Annotated in this window: 18 protein-coding genes; 7 read left to right on the forward strand and 11 right to left on the reverse strand. The window is 68.0% G+C overall.

Annotated features, from left to right (window positions below; translation table 11 throughout):
- Positions 1-28: 28 nt before the first annotated feature.
- From QO011_RS24985 to QO011_RS25000, 4 genes are all read right to left on the reverse strand, one after another.
- Positions 29-814: an ABC transporter permease gene (locus QO011_RS24985; RefSeq protein WP_307278043.1), complete on the reverse strand. Its 786-nt coding sequence runs from the start codon at positions 812-814 to the stop codon at positions 29-31.
- Positions 811-1,653 carry an ABC transporter permease gene (locus QO011_RS24990; RefSeq protein WP_307278045.1) on the reverse strand — a complete coding sequence of 281 codons (843 nt, stop codon included), beginning with the start codon at positions 1,651-1,653 and terminating at the stop codon, positions 811-813. Before QO011_RS24990 ends, QO011_RS24985 begins: the two co-directional genes overlap by 4 nt.
- A gap of 22 nt (positions 1,654-1,675) precedes the next feature.
- Complete coding sequence (locus QO011_RS24995; RefSeq protein WP_307278048.1) at positions 1,676-2,788, reverse strand: ABC transporter substrate-binding protein; 1,113 nt, start codon at positions 2,786-2,788, stop codon at positions 1,676-1,678.
- Positions 2,789-2,850: 62 nt separating this feature from the next.
- Positions 2,851-3,555: a GntR family transcriptional regulator gene (locus tag QO011_RS25000; RefSeq protein WP_307278051.1), complete on the reverse strand. Its 705-nt coding sequence runs from the start codon at positions 3,553-3,555 to the stop codon at positions 2,851-2,853.
- 314 nt (positions 3,556-3,869) lie between these two features.
- Between QO011_RS25000 and QO011_RS25005 the strand changes: the two genes are divergently transcribed.
- Positions 3,870-4,595 (forward strand): class II aldolase/adducin family protein, encoded by a 726-nt coding sequence (locus QO011_RS25005; protein ID WP_307278054.1) that lies wholly within the window; start codon positions 3,870-3,872, stop codon positions 4,593-4,595.
- 348 nt (positions 4,596-4,943) lie between these two features.
- Here QO011_RS25005 and QO011_RS25010 read toward each other — a convergent pair whose 3' ends face one another.
- The gene (locus QO011_RS25010) at positions 4,944-6,545 is read right to left on the reverse strand and encodes a serine hydrolase domain-containing protein (RefSeq protein ID WP_307278057.1); all 1,602 of its coding nucleotides are present in this window, start codon (positions 6,543-6,545) and stop codon (positions 4,944-4,946) included.
- 82 nt (positions 6,546-6,627) lie between these two features.
- Complete coding sequence (locus QO011_RS25015; RefSeq protein ID WP_307278061.1) at positions 6,628-7,704, reverse strand: helix-turn-helix domain-containing protein; 1,077 nt, start codon at positions 7,702-7,704, stop codon at positions 6,628-6,630.
- Positions 7,705-8,093: 389 nt separating this feature from the next.
- Between QO011_RS25015 and QO011_RS25020 the strand changes: the two genes are divergently transcribed.
- The 3 genes from QO011_RS25020 to QO011_RS25030 are packed head-to-tail and all read left to right on the forward strand — an operon-like array spanning position 8,094 to position 9,087.
- Positions 8,094-8,573 (forward strand): Crp/Fnr family transcriptional regulator, encoded by a 480-nt coding sequence (locus QO011_RS25020; protein WP_307278063.1) that lies wholly within the window; start codon positions 8,094-8,096, stop codon positions 8,571-8,573.
- Entirely contained in the window at positions 8,570-8,785 is a 216-nt protein-coding gene (locus tag QO011_RS25025) for a hypothetical protein (protein WP_307278065.1), read from the forward strand. The genes QO011_RS25020 and QO011_RS25025 overlap by 4 nt, the downstream gene beginning before the upstream one ends.
- A gap of 26 nt (positions 8,786-8,811) precedes the next feature.
- The gene (locus QO011_RS25030; RefSeq protein WP_307278068.1) at positions 8,812-9,087 is read left to right on the forward strand and encodes a hypothetical protein; all 276 of its coding nucleotides are present in this window, start codon (positions 8,812-8,814) and stop codon (positions 9,085-9,087) included.
- A gap of 111 nt (positions 9,088-9,198) precedes the next feature.
- On the opposite strand, the gene QO011_RS25035 is transcribed toward QO011_RS25030, so the two are convergent.
- Positions 9,199-9,570: a hypothetical protein gene (locus tag QO011_RS25035; protein ID WP_307278070.1), complete on the reverse strand. Its 372-nt coding sequence runs from the start codon at positions 9,568-9,570 to the stop codon at positions 9,199-9,201.
- Between the two features lie 174 nt (positions 9,571-9,744).
- Here QO011_RS25035 and QO011_RS25040 point away from each other — a divergent pair, with 174 nt between their 5' ends.
- A complete protein-coding gene (locus QO011_RS25040; RefSeq protein ID WP_307278072.1) occupies positions 9,745-10,671 on the forward strand; it encodes an NAD(P)-dependent oxidoreductase in 927 nt (308 codons plus the stop codon).
- Between the two features lie 266 nt (positions 10,672-10,937).
- Here the strand turns inward: QO011_RS25040 and QO011_RS25045 are convergent, their stop codons facing one another.
- Entirely contained in the window at positions 10,938-11,444 is a 507-nt protein-coding gene (locus QO011_RS25045; protein WP_307278075.1) for an Lrp/AsnC family transcriptional regulator, read from the reverse strand.
- 131 nt (positions 11,445-11,575) lie between these two features.
- Here QO011_RS25045 and QO011_RS25050 point away from each other — a divergent pair, with 131 nt between their 5' ends.
- Both QO011_RS25050 and QO011_RS25055 read left to right on the forward strand, forming a co-directional pair.
- Positions 11,576-12,895, forward strand: a complete 1,320-nt coding sequence (locus tag QO011_RS25050) for an aspartate aminotransferase family protein (protein WP_307278078.1) — start codon at positions 11,576-11,578, stop codon at positions 12,893-12,895.
- 124 nt (positions 12,896-13,019) lie between these two features.
- The gene (locus QO011_RS25055; protein WP_307278081.1) at positions 13,020-13,421 is read left to right on the forward strand and encodes a VOC family protein; all 402 of its coding nucleotides are present in this window, start codon (positions 13,020-13,022) and stop codon (positions 13,419-13,421) included.
- A 13-nt stretch (positions 13,422-13,434) separates the two neighbouring features.
- On the opposite strand, the gene QO011_RS25060 is transcribed toward QO011_RS25055, so the two are convergent.
- From QO011_RS25060 to QO011_RS25070, 3 genes are all read right to left on the reverse strand, one after another.
- The gene (locus QO011_RS25060) at positions 13,435-16,569 is read right to left on the reverse strand and encodes an efflux RND transporter permease subunit (RefSeq protein WP_307278085.1); all 3,135 of its coding nucleotides are present in this window, start codon (positions 16,567-16,569) and stop codon (positions 13,435-13,437) included.
- Complete coding sequence (locus QO011_RS25065) at positions 16,566-17,777, reverse strand: efflux RND transporter periplasmic adaptor subunit (RefSeq protein ID WP_307278088.1); 1,212 nt, start codon at positions 17,775-17,777, stop codon at positions 16,566-16,568. The genes QO011_RS25060 and QO011_RS25065 overlap by 4 nt, the downstream gene beginning before the upstream one ends.
- Positions 17,778-17,867: 90 nt before the next feature.
- The gene (locus tag QO011_RS25070) at positions 17,868-18,218 is read right to left on the reverse strand and encodes a hypothetical protein (protein WP_307278091.1); all 351 of its coding nucleotides are present in this window, start codon (positions 18,216-18,218) and stop codon (positions 17,868-17,870) included.
- Between the last annotated feature and the right edge of the window lie 42 nt (positions 18,219-18,260).

Consider the following 18,260-nt stretch of genomic DNA (forward strand, 5'->3'; position numbering starts at 1 on the left):
GGGTTCTCCTTGGGGATGATGGGATGCGTCAGGCCGGCTGCCCGCGCCGGACGAGGCGCAGGGCGAGCGCCAGCACGGTGGCGAGGAGCAGCACGCTGGCGATGGCGGCGAGCGCGGGGTCGACGGAATCGGTGATGCTGGTCCAGATCCGGCGCGGCAGCGTCACCACGTGGCGGCTGGTGATGAACAGCGTCACGGTGATCTCGTCCCAGGAGGTGACGAAGGCGAACAGCGCCGCGGCGGCGACGCCGAGCCGGATGTTCGGCAGCACGATGCGCCGGAAGACGGTCGGCGGTCGGGCGCCGAGGCTGCGCGCGGCCCGCACGATCGCCGGGTCGAGATTGGAGAGCGAGGCGCCGACGGCCAGCACCGTGAACGGTAGGCAGAGGACGACGTGCACGAGCACCACGCCGGTCGGCGTGTCGAGCAGGTCCAGCCTCGCCCAGAGCCGGAAGATGCCGACGGCATAGACGATCGGCGGCACGATCATCGGCGCGAGCAGGACGAGGCGGGTGAGCGAGGGCCACCAGCCCTTCATGGTCCACACGCCCATGGCGTAGGCGGCGCCGGCGGCGGTCGCCACCAGGCTCGCCACCGCGGCGATGGCAAGACTCGTGCCGATGCTGGCGAGCCAGCCGTTGCCGGGCACGAGCAGGGCCGCGAAATGGCTGAAGGAGATGCCGTGCTGCGGCAGCGACAGGTAGTCCTGGTCGGTGAGCGCCACCGGCACGACCACCAGCACCGGCACGAAGAGGAAGGCGAGCAGCAGCCAGGCGCCGGCCTTGCCGAGCACGAGGACGGGGCGGGACCTCATTGCCGGACCTGCCCCTCGAAGGCGGCGCGCAGGGCCGGGCTGCGCATCGCCAGGAAGATCGCCGCCCCGACCACGACAAGCAGCAGGGTGGCGAGGCTGGTCGCCACGCCCCAGCGCAGCGTGTTGGTGATCTGCACCGAGATGTATTCGGCGATCATCACCGTGCGCCCGCCGCCGAGCAGGGCCGGCGTGATCAGGAAGCCGAGCGAGAACACGAAGACGAAGATGGCGGCGACCGCGATGCCGGGCAGGCTGAGCGGCAGCCACAGCCGGAGCAGCACCGTCCCCGGCCGGGCGCCGAGCGAGCGCGCCGCCTGCATGATGCGCCGGTCGATGCCGGCGAGGTTGGCATAGAGCAGCAGGATGGCGAAGGGCATCATGTAGTGCACCATGCCGATCACCACGCCGATGCGGTTGTTGGCGAGCTCGAGCGGGTCGGTGATCAGGCCGAGCGCGGCGAGGGTCGAGTTGATCACGCCCTGGCGCCGCAGGATGGTCATCCAGGCGAAGGCGCGCACCAGCACCGAGATCCAGAACGGCACCAGCACCATGAGCAGGGCGGCCTGGCGCAGCCGCCCGCTCATGTGCACCAGGGCGAAGGCGACGACATAGCTCGCGACCAGCGTCAGGGCGCAGGTGAGCAGCGTCACTTGCAGCGTGGTCGCCAGCACCCGCGCCACGGCCGGGCTGTCGAGCAGCCCGGCATAGTTGCCGAGGCCCGGCACCGGCTCCTCGACGCTGATCGCCAGCACCGTGCCGAGCGGCACGAGGTAGAGCGCCGTCACGATCAGGCATGCGGGCACCGTCAGCCCGAACGCCCAGCGCTGGAACGCGGTCATCGCCCCTGCCCTGCCCGAGTGCTCAGTGCGAGGAGATCAGGTCGAGGAACTTGTTCTGCAGCTCCGCCTCGGTGTCGGTGTAGTAGGCGGCGCTGATCGGCAGGTGCGACCTGGCGTTGTCGGGGGCGAGGGCATAGACCGCCTTGTCCTCGGGCGTCATCAGCGCCAGCGCCTTGGGGTTGGTCGGCCCGTTGCCCATGGCCCGCAGCAGCGCGATCTGCGGCTCCGGATCGAGCGTCGCATTGATGAAGTCGAACACCTTCTTGCCGGCCGGGTTGCCCTTGGGCACGCACCAGGCGCTGGCGAACAGCAGGTTCTCGTTCCAGGTCCAGTCGAACTTGCCGCTGCTCTCCTTCTTCAGGAGATTGGCGCGGGTGTGCCAGATATTGCCCATCACCACCTCGCCGTCGCGGAACAGCTGCTGGCTCTGGGCGCCGGACTCCCAGAAGATGATGTCGTCGAGATGGGGCTTCAGCTTCTTGAAGGCCCGGTCGACGTCGAGCGGATACATCTTGTCGGGCGCGACGCCATCGGCGAGCAGCACGCCTTCGAGCTGGCCCTGGATCCATTTGCACATGGTGCGCTTGCCCGGGAACTTGTCGAAGTCGAAGAAGTCGGCCCAGCGCGTCGGCAGGCCGTTCTTCATGCGCGAGGTGTCGTAGGCGAGAATATTCGAATAGACGTAGTTGGCGACGCCGAACTCGACGGCGAAGTCCGGCCCGACCTTGGACTTGTCGACGATCGTGTAGTCGATCGGCTCGAGGAAGCCGCCCTTGCCCAGCGTCATGCTGTCGCCGACGCCGCTGTCGGTGACGTCCCAGATCACCTTGTTGGCCTGCACCATGGCGCGCACCGCGCCGATGGCCGGGCCGGAGCCGTCGATCGACAGCTTGATGCCGGTCTTGGCCTCGAACGGGGCGCCGAAGGCCTTCTGGAAGGCGTCCACGGCCGCCCCGCCCCAGTTGCACAGCACGATCTCGCCCACGTCGGCGCGGGCGGTGCCGGGCCGCACCGCGGCGACGAGGCCGAGCGCGCCGAGCGCCGTCAGGAAGGCGCGCCGGTCGATCCGGCCCGCCTGGAGGTTGTCCGCCGCGACGAGCAGCGCATCCTGCTGGAACGAAGTGTCGTTGGTCATGGCTCTGATCCTTCTGGATGGAAGACGCCGCGTTTTTGCGGTCTGTCCTGGGGCGGGCGGTGTCAGCTCATGTCGAAATAGGCGGCGCTCTTGTCGGCCATCACCGACTGGTCGAACTCGAGGTTGCGGATATGCGCCTGCAGCGCGTCGGCGGCCGCCTCCCGGTCGTTGGCCCGGACATGGCGCAGCACCGCCTGGTGCTCGCGCATCACGGCGGCGAGGTGCGGCTTCTCCAGGCCGACGAGGAACTCGATGCGGGCCATGTCGGCGGTGATGAACTGGCAGGCGGTCCAGGCGACGGGATGGCCGTAGGCCGCCATCAGCTGGCGGTGGAACTCCATGTCCTCCCGGTGCATCGTCAGGAGATCGCCGGCGCCGACGGCCTGCTTCTGGCGCCTGAGGCAGGCGTCCAGCTCCTCGATCTGCGCCAGCGTCGGCGTCGCCCCGGCCCGACGCACCACCGTGCTCTCCACCGCGGCGCGCACGAACACCGCCTGCTTCACCTTGCCGAAGCTGACGCGCGACACCCGTGTGCCGCCCTGCGGCGCGATCTCGATCAGCCCCTCGTCCTGCAGGCGCTTGAACGCCTCGCGCACCGGCGTGCGGCTGACCGAGAAGGTCTCGGCCACCTCCGATTCGGAGACGCGGGTGCCCGGCCTGATCGCCGTGGTGACGATCGCCTCGCGGATACGGTCATAGGCGCGCTCGGCGATGGTGTCGCGGCGCTCGGTGCTGGCCAGGCTGGCTGGGGCGAGATCTAACGGCATACCGGTATACTCAGATCGAATGTGCAACGCTGTCAAACGATCTTTTCGGGCAGCGCCGGCGATCGCGCCGCTCGGGCCGGCGACGGCGCGGATTCGACCGCTACGCCTGGAAAATCGGCAATTCCTGCTCACGGATCGACCAGATCCTTGCGGTCGGCCCGTTGGCAGCCCCCGTTCTGCCTCACCACAGCCGGCTGTGGAAATTTCCGGCGGCGGCATACTTGTATACCGCCTTGGTCGCAATTACCCTCCCGGCATCGGCCGCGGCCTGCCGCGCGCCGGGGCCGGGGGAAGACCGAGGCAAAGGAGACGACGTGTCACCGAGCGAAATCGCGCTGCGGGCGGATCTTGCCGCCGCCTATCGGCTGATCGCCCATTTCGGCATGGACGACGTGATCCACACCCATCTCTCCGCGCGCCTGCCGGACGAGCCGGACAAGCTCCTGATCAACCGCTACGGCGACCTGTTCCGCGAGGTGACGCCGGAGAGCCTCGCCGTGATCGACCATAGCGGCAGCCAGGTGCGGGGCCAGCAAGTGCCGCTCAACACCGCCGGCATCGTCATCCACACCGCCATCCACGCGGCGCGGCCGGACGCGGCCTGCGTCATCCACACCCACACCGCCGCCGGCGTGGCGGTGAGCTGCCAGGAGGATGGCCTGCTGCCGCTCAACCAGACGGCGCTGCTGTTCTACGGCCGGCTCGCCTATCATGATTTCGAAGGCATCGCCCTCGACCGCGATGAACAGTCCCGGCTGGTCGCCGACCTCGGCGACTGCAGCGCCATGATCCTGCGCAACCACGGCCTGCTCACCGTCGGCCGCTCGGTCGGGGAAGCGTTCTCGCTGATGTACAATCTGGAGCAGTCCTGCCGGATGCAGGTGATGGCGCTTTCCGGCGGCCGGCCCCTGCGCCTGCCCACGCCGGACGTGATGCGGCGCACCGCGGCCCAATACGCCGCCGACCCCGACGGCGCCGCCGAGCTGGAATGGGCGGCACTGCGCCGCCTGGTCGGAGCGCCGCCCGCGGCCTGGACCTAGAAAGCCCCCCCTCCCGCTGGTGATCTGTCCCGCGCTCGATGGCGCGCTCATTCGCACGAGCCACTATGTCAGGCTGGAGGATCTTGAGGCGCGCCTCGATCTGAAGCTCGCCTCGCCGCCCCTCGATGCGTTCCTTAGACTCGGCAGGGCGGAGCGAAGGTTCATGCCAGAGCATCTTCCAGCGAACCGGCCCTCGGTTCGCGTCAAGACAATGCGCCAAAACAAAGAGATAGAGAGAGCAATCGATTCAACTTGAAGCGATCACGTGCTGGAGCAAAGCGCGTTTGGATGGAAACGGTGCTTTGCTCCAAATTCGAGCAGCAATCATGCGCTGGGCTTGTCGCCTGGTTAATCATCCTGTTCGCCATCGACCGATACGTCCTGGCCATGCTCCAAGATAAGATGAAGATTGAGCTTCTTGCCGCTGAACGACAGGATGTATTTGCGCTGGCCGCCATATCCCAGATCTTGCGCGTCGATGACGAATGTGTGCCCGTTCAACCACGCTCCCTTGGCGGCCGGCACGTGACCCGGGTCGTAACCGGAGATCGCCGGCGTGCCTTTGCGATAAAGCCCGTCAAGTCCGATCGGCGTGTCGTACGAGCCCGAAAAAATGGTCGGATGGTCCGAATACAGTTGGACCTCCATATGCGGACGAGGATCGGTCAGAAACAGGGTGAGCGACTGCAATCGCAGGCCCAATCCAAGGCCCAGTCCGAGGTCGCCGTCAGGAAATTTGTAGGCCTTTCCCGAGATGATGGAAGCCATCTCCGACGTTGGGCCAACGGCTGTCGATGTTTCGACCGCAACATCCTTGATCGCATCGGCAAGCGTCTCGGTGGCATTCCGGTTCTGCGGGAGCGCCGCCCCCGACTTGACCGCCGCATCGACACCTTCGATCAGGGCGGATTGCGCAACATACTTGTGGGCCGTCACGACGGCTACGATATCCAGATCGGGAAATACCGCTATATTCTGGCCGTGCCAGCCATTCGCCATGAAAACGTGTTCCTTGGGAAAAACCCAGAAAAAATTTGAGTAGTGCAGATCGGGATCGAATGACGCGTGCATGCTCACTGTCGCGTGGTCCAGGACATCCGCCCAACCCGCCGGAAGAAGTTGCTTTCCCTCCCATTCACCGTGATGCAAATATAAATAGCCGATCTTCGCCATGTCGCGTGGCAGCAAGGTCAGCGACCATGCCCCCATCGTGAGACCTTGGGGATCGCGGTCCCAGTGCCAATTGGTAATGCCTAGCGGGCCAAAAAGCTTTTCCCTAGCATAGTCTTCAGCAAGCTTTCCCGTGAGTTTGGTGATGATTGCGGAAATTAGATTCGGATTGCCGTCAATGTAATTGAAAACCTCTCCCGGCGCGTGCGCCATAGGGCGATCGAGAGTGAATTGGGTCCAATTGGAACTTCGGTACTGGTCGACAAGAGTTTGCTCCTTGCCGCCCTCAAATCCCTGGTCCCAATCGAACCCGGAGGTCATGTCCAAAAGGTTCTGAACCGTGACGGCTTTCTTTCTGTCGTCGACATTTGCGATGTTGCCGCCGGCGAAAAAGTCCAACACCGGGTGATCGAGGCGGTCGAGCTGGCCGTCCCTGTAGGTCATTCCGACCAGAGTGCTGATAATGGCTTTGGTGCACGAATGAATCTGATGCGGAATGTCCGCCGTGTAGGGAGCATAGTAGGCGTCCAGGACAATTCGCCCATGACGCTCGACGAGGAGACTGTCAAAGCCGTGGCTTTCTCCAAAGGCGACGAGCTTGGCGAGCGCCGCCGAATCCATGCCTTGCTGTTCCGGCGTGGACGTCGGCCATTCCCGGGTCGGCCACGCTGACTGGTCCGGATCTTGCGCGCCCGCAGACCCGCGGTCAGCGACCGCCAGCAGAGCGCATAAGCTCAACGCCACGCTCAGAACGAAACGTCTTTTGACTTGCATGTCCATGGGTGTCTCCGATCTCGCAGAGACTATGCTGAGCAGTGGTCGCGTATTCTCGCCGAATCCTGGAAGACGGCTCGCCGATTTCTCAACGCGGCTCGCCGATTTCAAAATTCCGCACTTCGCTCAGCGGTTTAGACAGCGCCTTGGCGAGAGCGAGACGACGAAACTCGGTCGGCGTCAGGCCGGTGTCTGCCTTGAAGGCGCGGTTGAACGGCCCGAGCGACTGGAAGCCGGCGTCCATGGCGATCGTCAGGACCGGCACATCCTTTTGGCCGGCATCGGCGAGAGCCGTCTTGGCCTCGTCGATCCGATAGCGGTTGAGAAAGGCGTTGAAATTGCGGTGGCCGAGCCCCTCGTTGATGACCTGCCGCAGCCGATATTCCGGCAGGCTCATCAGCGCGGCGAGAGAGCCGATGGTCAGGCCCTCGCGGCGATAGGCGCGCTCGGCCGTCATCAGCCTCTCCAGACGATTGAGCAGTGCCGGTTCGATCGCCGGGCGATCATCGTCCTTGACTGGAGCAGACGAACGTCGGTCGGCGGCCATGCCGGCCAGCGCGGGGGTGAGTGCCGGACCGATTGTAGCCGCGCGGAACAAGTCCCAACTGGCGAGGGCCGCCAACAGGCAAAGACCGAGCGCGTCGGCGAGGTTTCGGACCAAGGAGGGCCATGCCGGGATGGCGACGGAGGAGAGATTCGCGGCCGCGTTCATCGCAATATAGGCCAGCGTCCCGATCAGCACGGCAACGCGCAGCCGGCGACGCCGGGCGACCAGATCCATTCGCCAGGTGGCGAACGTCCGAGCCACCGCGAGCACCGCGAGGCCCAGATCGGAGAACGTCAGGCCCCGGTCGAGCACCGAAGCTGCGGCGCCCGTGACAACCCCGCAGGAAGCAGCGAGCGTCAGGCCGACCAGAGCGCCCCATATGCCGGCATACCAGGGCCGGAAGACAAAATCGTCGTCGAAAGCCACTCGAGCCCAGAGCCAGAAAGCGATCGGTCCACTCGCCGATAGCGCAATCAGAGGCAGGCTCCACCAATGCCATTCCGCTGGGAAGCCCGGCGCCCCGACGATGGCAGAGGCGGCGCCCGCACCGGCCAGCGAGGCGCTGATACGCGCCGCGATCACCTCGGGACGATCGCGCAAATAAACGACGGCGACCATCAGGAGCAACCCCGCAGCCGCTCCGCGACAGCCGTTATCGAGAGCGATGAAACCCGCGCTATTCACTCTGGGGGCGCCCCGTCAAAGAGCGCTCTTGCGCCATCTCTCAAAACCTGAACCGTTCCGGGCGTTTTCGCATTCCACATTGATTTTTGCGCCATCGCAAGTGCGTTCTCACAGTCGAGAGGAACAGGCCAGCCGTCGGCAATGAACGTCTGCTTCGTCTCGCCGCTCGTCCAAACCCGCCATTCCGCGCCCGGCCAGTTGAAGACATGCCAGGGGTGAAGAAGAGGCCGCCAGCCCCACGGCCTCTTCGGCGCAGTGATCGCGCCGGTCCCCGTCGGGCTTGGCCGGCTTGCCGCCGCCGGGAGCGGGGGTATAATGCCTCGATGGCAGGCAGCTCGGCCGATCTGAAAGCGTTTTTGCTCGCCACACCCTTCTTCGGTGGCCTCTCATACGCAAGCCTCGATCTCCTGGTCTCGATGCTGGTCGAGTGCCGCTTCGACGTCGGGGCCATAGTCGTTGCGGAAGGAGAGCCCGGGCGCTCGATGTTCATTGTTCACTCCGGCGAGCTGGTGGTGAGCAAGGGCGGGGATTCGGGGCGCGCAATTCCCATAGCCGGTCTCAAGCCGGGTGATTTCTTTGGCGAAATGACGCTCATCGAGATGCAGAACCGATCGGCCACAGTCGTCGCGGAGAGCCCGACCGTGCTGTACGAGCTCACGGCCGGAAAACTCTACGCGTATTACAAGGCCGACATCCACGCGTACGTGATGGTGATGCAGAATATCAACCGCGAGCTTTGTCGGCGGCTCCGGCGCGCCGACGATTGCATTGCCGAGCTGCGGATGCTTCACGCGAGTCGATGAGGGTCGCATGCGCCATCTGCCGTATCCAGCTGATGGTGCAGGCCGACGGCCGCCCCCTGCGGCTGGCCACGCAGGACGTGATGCAGGGCACCGCTGCCCAGTTCGACGGCATCGCCGAGATGGAATGCCGGGCGCTGCGCCGCCTGGTCAGGGTGCCGCCCTCGGCCGCGGCTCGAGCTGAAGCAGCTGCGCCGGTATTCGTTGCCGGCTAATCTCTCATGAGGCGTGAGGACGGGATATGTTTTCCAAGCTGTTCGGACCGAGGCCAGGCAAAACCGTCGATGCCCGGCGGAGCGCTCAAGCCCAGCGCCCGACGAGCGAGGCCGCCAAGGCGGAAGCAAAGGCAAACCCCGGCGGCTGGATCTACGAAATCGGAGGCGGCTACAACAACACCGAGGCGGTGCCTCCACAGGCCATCAGAGGGGCCTGGAAAGTGGATGAGCGGGGCGAGATCACGGACGAATACAAGGCAAATCCCAATTTCGATCCCAGCTTCAGAAAACCTCATCCTTGAGAGCACCGGATCACCCGGGCTCGGCGTTGTGGCAAGCATCGCGCAGGCAATGGCAGGAGGGCGTGGCCGGCTTGACCACGACCCGCAGCACCATGGCGATGCCGGCGTCGGTTACGCTGCCCTGTAAAAGGCCCAGCGATCCGCGCCGCCTCCCGGCCCGTGCTCCAGCCAGTTCATGGCAAATTCGATGGCGGCGATATCCATTTCAGGCGTGTATACGTTCAAGCTCATCATCTTTTGGTCATAGACCATCTGACCGGACTTGATCGCTTCCAAGAGATTGGACAAATCCTCTTCGTGCAGAGGTATTTCTGTGGCTTGTATTGCATCGCTTATCCCATTGAGACGGCAGATCAACTGATGCAAGCCATAGTGCTTCTGCCAAAAGGCCAGGAGATAGGTCTCCTGGATAAGATCCCCCCGACGCCACCGCAACGGGCTCCCGACATCTCGTTCTCCGTCAAAACTCATGTCGAAGCTCATGCCATCCCCTCGGAGCCCTGCGCCTTACGAGGGCGACTATGGCTTGCCTAGGCTCGATGGCAAGGCAACATAGGGCGTCTTGATCATCCCCTCATCCGATTCAGTGCGGACGATCGTGTGGATCGAATTTCGATTTGAGGAATAATGTCCTTATATTCAAATCGTTGCGAGAGCATGCGTCTCCTGATCGCCGAGCCGCTGGCCGCCGAGCCTGCCTTCCTGGCCGAGCTCCACCGCCTCGATCCCGCGGTCACGGCCGCGGTCTGGCCGCAGGACGGCGTGCCCGAGGCCGATATCCTGGTCGCCTTCGCGCTGCCGCCGGAGATCGAGCGATTGCCGACGGACCTCCGGGCGGTGTTCTGCTTCGGCGCCGGCGTCGAGCAGCTCCTCGGCGATCCGCGCCTGCCGCCGCACCTGCCGGTGGCGCGCCTCCTCGACGAGGGGCAGGCGCAGCGCATGCTCGACTATGTCCTCGCCGCCGCCTTCGCCCGGCTCATCGACCTTCCCGTCCTGGCCGAGGCTCGCGCGCGCCGCGCCTGGATCCTGCCCGATGGGCGGCTGGACCGCCGCGACCTCGCGGTGGCGGTGCTCGGCCTCGGCTTCATCGGCGAGCGGATCGCCACCGGCCTGCGCGATCTCGGCTTTGCCGTGCGCGCCTGGTCGCGCCAACCGCGCACCTTGCCCGGGATTGCCGCCTTCGCCGGGCCGGATGGGCTCGCGGCCTGTGCCGAGGGCGCCGACCTCCTCGTCAACGTGCTGCCGGCGACGCCGGAGCTCAAGGGCGTCCTCGGCACGCGCCTGCTGCAGCGCCTCGCGCCCGGCGCCCACCTCGTCAATATCGGCCGTGGCTCGCATCTGCCCGAGACGGACCTGTGCCGCGCTCTTGTCGAGGGTCCGCTCGCCCATGCCTGGCTCGACGTCTTCACGCCGGAGCCGCCCGCGCCGGACCATTGGATCTGGCGGGATTCCAGGGTGACGCTGACCCCGCATCTCGCCGGCGTGCCGAGCCCGGCGGGCGCCGCGGCGTCCCTGGCAAGCGTCATCGCCGCCCTGCGCGCGGGCGACGCGCTGCCGGGCCTGGTGCGCGGCGGCAGGGCTTAGGGTTCGTTGGGGAATAAGTGCTTCAGATGAGACGCGCGCAACCCCTCTCCCGACCGGGAGAGGGGCAGGGGTGAGGGTCTAAACGCGTCACCAAAGAGGTATCGGCTGAAGCAACGGCACGTAAAATGCTTCACCCATTCTGGTAAAGTCTAGTCCCTCACCCCTGCCCCTCTCCCAGTCGGGAGAGGGGTTCTCCGGGCCACTTCGATTCCTTTATTCGCCGACTCGATCTCAGGGCGTCCGTCGCCTCACCGAGCGCGCTGTTTTCAGGCCGTGTCGATCGGGATCTCCGTCGTGGCCTTGGTGACCGCCAGGACGACCTCGCTGGTGTAGGACCGGATGCCGGGCGCGGCCGCCAGCACCCGGCGTGCGAAGTCCTGGTAGTGGGCGACGTCCCGGCTGCGCACCAGCAGGATGTAGTCGATGTCGCCGGCGACCGTCAGGCACTGGACCACGCGCGGCAGGGCCGCCATGCGCGCCTCCAGCGCCCGCATGGCCTCCTCGGTCGGCCGCTCCAGCTTGATCCGGACCACGGTCAGCAGGGGGTAGCCCAGCGCCGCCGGCGACAGCAGCGCCACCGTCCGTTCGATAATGCCCGCTGCGCGCAGCCGGCGCACGCGCTTCAGGCAGGCCGGCGGCGACAGGCCGATCTCGTCGGCCAAGGCCTGGTTCGCGATCAGGCTGTCGCGCTGCAGGATCCGCAGGATGCGCTTGTCGAGGGCATCGAGCTCGATAGTCCCAGGTGACTTTCCATTCTGAAAGTCAGCAGTCATCTTAAGCCATCAAAATTTCTTCATCGGGGCATCCCTACCCCGTTTTTCCCTCGAAATCACGATGAAAAAGAAATCGCCGGATCTTCCACTCGCGCTACCGTAGGGCACGCCGAGCAAAGGAAACAAGGCCGATGTCGATGCCGCATGCCAGCAACGAGCCGTGGGACCAGCATCTCATCCACTACGGCATGCCGTTCGCGCCGCGCCTGATCGCCAAGGCGCGCGGCACGCTCCTGTGGGACAGCGAGGGGCGCGAGATCCTGGATTTCACCTCGGGCCAGATGTGCGCGACCCTCGGCCACAATCATCCGCGCATCGTCCAGGCGATCCGCGAAGCCTGCGAGGGCGCGCTGCACCTGTTCAGCGGCATGCTGAGCCCGTCTGTGGTGGCGCTGTCGCAGCGGCTGGCGCGCATGCTGCCGCCTCACCTCTCGCGCTCGCTGTTCCTGTCGACCGGTGCCGAGGCGAACGAAGCCGCGCTCAAGCTCGCCAAGATGCACACCGGCGGGTTCGAGGTCGTGGGCTTCACCGGCGCCTGGCATGGCATGACCTCGGGCGCCCAGTCGGTAAACTATGTCGCCGGCCGCAAGGGCTACGGCCCGATGATGCCGGGGTCCCTCATCCTGCCGGCGCCCAACGCCTATCACTGCCCGGTGCGCCATTGCCGGAACGCCTGCGACGGCACCTGCCTCACGGTCGGCTTCGAGATGGTCGACGCCCAGTCCACCGGCGCGCCGGCGGCCCTGATCGCCGAGCCGATCGAAAGCTCCGGCGGCATCATCGTGCCGCCAGACGGCTATTGGCGCGAGGTCAAGCAGCAGTGCGAGAAGCGCGGCATGCTGCTGATCTTCGACGAGGCGCAGACTGCCTTCGGCCGCCTGGGCTGCGACTTCGCCTTCCAGCATTTCGGTGTCGAGCCTGACGTCCTGACCCTGTCGAAGACGCTGGGCGGCGGCCTGCCGCTCGCGGCCGCCGTGATCTCCGACGAGATGGACGCCAACTGCCATGCCAAGGGCTTCGTCCACGTGACCTCGCACGTCTCCGACCCCCTGCCCGCCCATGTCGGGCTGGCGGTGCTGGACGTGCTGGCCGAGGAGAACCTCAACGCCCGCGCGCTCGAGATGGGCGAGGTGCTGAGCGCCGGGCTGCGCTGGCTGCAGGAGCGCCACGAGATCATCGGCGACGTCCGCGGCTTCGGGCTGCTGCAGGGCGTCGAGCTGGTGAAGGACCGCGAGACCCGCGCGCCCGACGCCGAGACCGGACGCGCCATCACCCGCCGCTGCATGGAGCTGGGCCTGTCGATGAACATCGTCTCGGTCGGGGCGATGGCGGCGATCTGGCGCATCGCCCCGCCGCTGACCGTGAGCCGGGCCGAGCTCGACCGCGGCCTCGCCATCCTCGACCAGGCGATCACCGACGTGCTGGCCGGAGACGCGCCCGCGCCGGGCTGAGCTGCGCCGCCCGCCCCCGCCGCCCCCTACGCAAGGACCTGCCGAGGCCGAGGCTGCTGCCATGACGCTGTCAGCGGGGCTCGGCTACGAACCGGCCGTCCCAGCAGCCCGAAGGGAGGACGGCATGAACTTCGTCTCGATCCGCATCATCACCGACGACATCCGGCGCCTCGTGCGCTTCTACGAGCAGGTCACCGGCATCGCGGTGACGATGTTCACCGAGGATTTCGGCGAGCTGGCGACGCCGGCCTGCACTCTGGCGATCGGCAGCACGCGCACCCTGGCGCTGTTCGGCAGCGACATCGCCCGCCCCGCCGACAACCACACCGCCATCATCGAGTTTCGCGTGGACGACGTCGATGCCGAATACCGGCGGCTGGCGGAGGTGATCGGCGACGCCCTGGTCCAGGCGCCGACGACCATGCCCTGGGGCAACCGCTCGCTGCTGTTCCGCGATCCCGACGGAAACCTCGTCAATTTCTTCACGCCGGTCACGCCGGAGGCGATCCGGAAATTCGACAAGTGAGGCCAGCCGCCGCTCAGGCCGCCTCCGCCTTCACCGCCCGCGGCGCCGCCGGCACCGCCGCCGGAGGCGCGCGCCGGCCGAACAGCCGGTCGAGCGCCACATAGACCACCGGGGTCGTGAACAGCGTCAGGACCTGGCTGACCACCAGCCCGCCGACCACGGCGACCCCGAGCGGCTGGCGCAGCTCGGCGCCGGTGCCGAAGGACAGCATCAGCGGCACCGCCGCCAGCAGCGCGGCGATGGTGGTCATGAGGATCGGCCGGAAGCGGGCGAGCGCCGCCTCGTAGATCGCCTCCTCGGCGCCGAGGCCGCGGCTGCGCTGTGCCGCGAGGGCGAAGTCGACCATCAGGATGCCGTTCTTCTTGACGATGCCGATCAGGAGGATCACGCCGATCAGCGCCATGACGGAGAAGTCGAGGCGCCAGAGCCAGAGCAGCCCCAGCGCGCCGAGCCCGGCCGAGGGCAGCGTCGAGAGGATGGTCAGCGGCGTCGAATAGCTCTCGTAGAGCACGCCGAGGATGAGGTAGACCGCGATCAGCGCGGCCAGCACCAGCCATGGCTGGCTCGCCAGCGAAGCCTGGAAGGCCTGCGCCGTCCCCTGGGTGCGGCCGGTCACCCCGGCGGGCAGGCCGATGGAAGCCTTCAGCGTCTCGATCGCCGTCACCGCGTCGCCGAGTGCCACGCCCACCGGCAGGTTGAACGAGATCGTCGCCGCCGGTGCCTGGCCGCTGCGGGTGATGATCAGCGGCCCGGCCGTCTGCGGCTCGACCCTGGCCACGGCCGAAAGCGGCACCATGCCGCCCGGCCCGCGCAGGAACAGCGTGTCGAGGCTGGCGATGCGGGCATAGCGGGCGGGATCGGCCTCGAGCACGATGCGGTACTGGTTGACCTGCGTCTGGAACTCGCCGATCTGGCGCTGCCCGAACGCGTCGTAGAGCGCCCCGTCGATATCGGCGACGCTGACGCCGAGCCGCGCCGCCGCGGCCCGGTCGATGGTGATCGACTGGGTGCGCGCGCCGAGCTGCATGTCGTGGCGGACGTCGCGCAGCAGCGGCGAGGCGGCCATGGCCCGGGTCAGCCGCTCCGTCCACAGCGCCAGGGCCGCCTGGTCGGCCGAGCTCACGACATAGCTGTACTGGGCCGCGCCGCCGCCGACGCCGAGATTGATGTCCTGCGCCGAGCGCAGCTGCACCGTCAGCCCCGGCACGACAGCCAGCTGCGGCCGGATGCGGCCGATGAAGCCTTCGGCCGAGACGTCGCGGTCGCCGCGGTCCTTCAACACCACCCAGAGGCGGCCATTGGCCAGCGACTGGCTGCCGCCGGTGCGGCCGATGGCGAGGTTGAAGTCGAGCACGGCCGGGTCCCGGCGCACGATCTCTGCCAGCGCCAGGTGCTTCTCGCGCATGGCCTCGTAGGAGACGTCCTCGCTGGCGATGGTGGTGCCGATGACGAAGGCCGTGTCCTGCAAGGGGAAGAAACCCTTGGGGATCAGCGCATAGCCGACCCCGGTGGCGCCGACCGTCAGGAAGAAGGCGAGGAGCCCGATGCGGCGGTGGCGCAGCGTCCAGCGCAGGCCGGCGGCATAGGCGTCGATCAGGCGGTCGACCATGCCTCGACGGCCGGCGGCGTGCGCCTGCGCCGTCGGCGGCATGAAGCGGGCGCACAGCGCCGGCGCCAGGGTCAGCGCCACCACCAGCGAGATCAGCAGCGCCATCGTCACCGTCAGCGAGAATTCGCGGAACAGCCGCCCGATGATGCCGCCCATGAACAGCAGCGGGATGAAGGCGGCGATCAGCGACAGCGTGATCGAGACCACGGTGAAGCCGATCTCGCGCGCGCCCTGCAGCGCCGCCTCCACGGCGCCGGCGCCGGCCTCCATATGGCGGTGGATGTTCTCCACCACCACGATGGCATCGTCGACGATGAAGCCGATGGCGATGATCAGGGCGACAAGGGTGAGGTTGTTGAGGGTGAAGCCGGCGAGATACATCGCCGCGAAGGTCGCGACCACGGCGACGCCGAGCACCACGGCGACGATCGCCGTCGCCGCCACCTGGCGCAGGAAGATGCCCATGACGGCCACGACCAGCACCAGGGTGACGATGAGGGTCAGCTCCACCTCGTGCAGCGAGGCGCGGATGGTGCGTGTGCGGTCGTTCATCACCCGCACGCTGACGTCGGGCGGCAGCTCCGCGGTGAGCGCGGGCAGCGCCGCCTGGATCGCGTCGGCGATGCGCACGATGTTGGCGCCGGGCTGGCGCAGGATGATGACGCCGAGCCCCATCTCGCCGCGCGGGAAGGCGGCGGCATAGGCATCCTCGGCGCCGATCACCACGCGCGCGACGTCGCCGACCTTGACCGGCGCGCCGTTGCGCCAGCTCACCACCACGTTCTCGTAATCCTGCGGCGTGAACAGCTGGTCGTTGGTCTGCAGCGTCGCGACGGAGTCGCGGCCGAACACCGCGCCCTTGGCCTGGTTGACGTTGGCGCCCTGCACGGCGGCGCGCAGGTCGGCGGTGGCGAGGCCGTAGCCGGCCAGCCGGTCGGGCTCGTAGCGGATGCGCACGGCCGGCTTCTGCTGGCCGGCGATGAAGATCTGCGCCACCCCGTCGATCTGGCCGAGCCGGCGCGCCAGCCGCGTCTCGATGAGGTCGCTCAGCGTGGTGATCGGCATGGCGTCGGAGGTGACGCTCAGCACCATGACCGGGCTGTCCGTCGGGTTGACCTTGCGCCAGGTCGGCAGGTTCGGCATGTCGCCCGGCAGCCGGCCGGAGACGCTGTTGATCGCCGCCTGGACCTCCTGCGCCGCCGCGTCGATGTCGCGCTCCAGCGTGAACTGGATGGCGACCTGGCTCTGGCCGAGCGCGCTGGTCGAGGTCATCTCGGTGATGCCCGGGATGACGGCGAAGGCGGTCTCGAGCGGCGTCGCCACGGCCGAGGCCATGGTCTCCGGGCTGGCGCCGGGCAGGAGCGCGGTGACTTGGATGGTCGGGAAGTCGATCTCGGGCAGCGGCGCCACCGAGAGGTTGGGGAAGGCGGCGACGCCGAGCAGGCTGAGGGCGGCGGCGGCCAGCACCGACGCCACCGGCCGGCGGATGAACCAGGCCGAGAGGCCGGAGCGGCGGGAATCCTCCGTGGTCTCGTTCACGATCGCGGCGCCCCCGGGAGCGCGGCGGTCTCGGCCGCCGCCGGCGCGGGACGGGCCGTCGCGGCGACGCGCGCGCCCTGTCTCAGGCGGGAATGGCCGTCGATGACGATCTCGTCGCCGGGCGCGAGGCCCTCGGCGACCACGGCCGTCTCGTCGTCGGCGTAGCCGAGCCGGACCGGCACCCGCTCGGCCGCCCCGTCCCGCACCCGGTAGACGAAGCTGCCTTCCAGGCCCGGACGCACCGCCACCTTGGGGACCGTCACCGCCGCCGGCGAGGCGCCGGCGCGGACGCGGACCGAGACGAAGGCGCCGGGCGTCAGCCGCTCGTCGGCATTGGCCAGCACGGCGCGCACCCGCGCCGTCCCGGTGGCGCTGTCGAGCTGGTTGTCGAAGGCGGTGATCGGCCCGCGCGCCAGCACCGCGCCGGTGGCGCGGTCGACCACGTCAGCCATGGTGCCGCCGGGCTGCCGGGCCTGGTCGCGCAGGCCGTCGAGGAGCTGCTGCGGCACCGGGAAGACCACGGAGATCGGGTCGAGCTGCGTCACCGAGACGATGCCGGCGGCATCGCCCTGGCGGGCGAGATTGCCGGGATCGATGAGGCGGATGCCGGCGCGGCCGGCGATCGGCGACTGGATCTGCGTGAAGGAGAGATTGGTCCGGGCCGCCTCGACATTGGCCTCGTCCAGCGCCACCAGCGCCTTGGCCTGGTCGAGCTCGGCCAGGCGCTGGTCGACGGCCTGCTGCGCCGCCACCTTGCGCTCCAGGAGCGTGCGGCTGCGCTCGAGGTCGAGCTCGGCCAGGCGCAGCTGCGCCCGGTCGCGCGACAGCTGCGCCTCGGCCGCGGCGAGGGCCGCCCGGTAGGCGCGGTCGTCGATGGTGGCGATGAGCTGGCCGGCCTGGACGTGGTCGCCCTCCTCGAAGAGCACCTGCGTCAGGACGCCGTCGACGCGGGTGCGCAGCATGACGCTCTGCAGGGGCTGGACGGTGCCGACCACCTCGACGAGATGCGGCACGTCGCGACGCTCGGCGAGCGCGGTCTCGACCGGCGTCGGCGCCGACGGCGCGGCCGCGGCCGGCGGCGGCTGGCCCTGCGCCATGACGGCGGCGGCCACCGTTCCCGCCAGGATCGCCAGGACCGCCACGCCGACCAGCACGGAGGTCACGCGGCTGGGCCGGCCGTTGGGCACTCTTTCATCGGGGTCCGACATGCATCCTCTCGCCGTTCGGGGTCGCGGCCGCGGCGCTCCTCGGCGCCGCCGCGCGTCGTCCTCGTCGCCCTGCCTGGCCTGCGTCGCGCCTCAGGCGGGCCGCTGCCCCCGAGCGACAGGCGCCTCGTGAGCCCGGGCTCTCGCCAGCGCGGAGGCGCAGCAGGGGTCGTGCTCCTGCGCCGCCCGCACGGCGATCGCCCGCGGCGGTACCGCCCCGTCGGAGCCCGTGGCCCGGCCCGACGGGCCGGCGACTGCGCCCGCGGCGAAGACCACGGCGATGGCGGCGACCACGAGCTTGTCCAGGATGGTGACGGCCTGAGCCTGGACCAGACGCTCGGTCGGCTCGCGCCAGCTCGCAAAGGCCTCGTCCTCGCCGGCGTCGCCATCGGGCCCGACGTCGGACGATCCCCTGCGCAGCAGCGCCTTCGGCAGGTCGATCATCGCTCGCTCTCCGGTTCGATCATGGCCGGGAGCATGGCGGAG

It is taken from the genome of Labrys wisconsinensis (assembly GCF_030814995.1).
Classification (GTDB): Bacteria; Pseudomonadota; Alphaproteobacteria; order Rhizobiales; family Labraceae; genus Labrys; species Labrys wisconsinensis.

Coding starts and splice junctions, on each gene's coding strand:
- QO011_RS25045 (WP_307278075.1), bottom strand. CDS start 11,444: ATGACTGCTGACTTTCAGAATGGAAAGTCACCTGGGACTATCGAGCTC.
- QO011_RS25035 (WP_307278070.1), bottom strand. CDS start 9,570: ATGAGCTTCGACATGAGTTTTGACGGAGAACGAGATGTCGGGAGCCCG.
- QO011_RS25020 (WP_307278063.1), top strand. CDS start 8,094: ATGGCAGGCAGCTCGGCCGATCTGAAAGCGTTTTTGCTCGCCACACCC.
- QO011_RS25025 (WP_307278065.1), top strand. CDS start 8,570: ATGAGGGTCGCATGCGCCATCTGCCGTATCCAGCTGATGGTGCAGGCC.
- QO011_RS25015 (WP_307278061.1), bottom strand. CDS start 7,704: ATGGTCGCCGTCGTTTATTTGCGCGATCGTCCCGAGGTGATCGCGGCG.
- QO011_RS25070 (WP_307278091.1), bottom strand. CDS start 18,218: ATGATCGACCTGCCGAAGGCGCTGCTGCGCAGGGGATCGTCCGACGTC.
- QO011_RS25000 (WP_307278051.1), bottom strand. CDS start 3,555: ATGCCGTTAGATCTCGCCCCAGCCAGCCTGGCCAGCACCGAGCGCCGC.
- QO011_RS24985 (WP_307278043.1), bottom strand. CDS start 814: ATGAGGTCCCGCCCCGTCCTCGTGCTCGGCAAGGCCGGCGCCTGGCTG.
- QO011_RS25040 (WP_307278072.1), top strand. CDS start 9,745: ATGCGTCTCCTGATCGCCGAGCCGCTGGCCGCCGAGCCTGCCTTCCTG.
- QO011_RS24995 (WP_307278048.1), bottom strand. CDS start 2,788: ATGACCAACGACACTTCGTTCCAGCAGGATGCGCTGCTCGTCGCGGCG.
- QO011_RS25010 (WP_307278057.1), bottom strand. CDS start 6,545: ATGGACATGCAAGTCAAAAGACGTTTCGTTCTGAGCGTGGCGTTGAGC.
- QO011_RS25055 (WP_307278081.1), top strand. CDS start 13,020: ATGAACTTCGTCTCGATCCGCATCATCACCGACGACATCCGGCGCCTC.
- QO011_RS25030 (WP_307278068.1), top strand. CDS start 8,812: ATGTTTTCCAAGCTGTTCGGACCGAGGCCAGGCAAAACCGTCGATGCC.
- QO011_RS24990 (WP_307278045.1), bottom strand. CDS start 1,653: ATGACCGCGTTCCAGCGCTGGGCGTTCGGGCTGACGGTGCCCGCATGC.
- QO011_RS25050 (WP_307278078.1), top strand. CDS start 11,576: ATGTCGATGCCGCATGCCAGCAACGAGCCGTGGGACCAGCATCTCATC.
- QO011_RS25065 (WP_307278088.1), bottom strand. CDS start 17,777: ATGTCGGACCCCGATGAAAGAGTGCCCAACGGCCGGCCCAGCCGCGTG.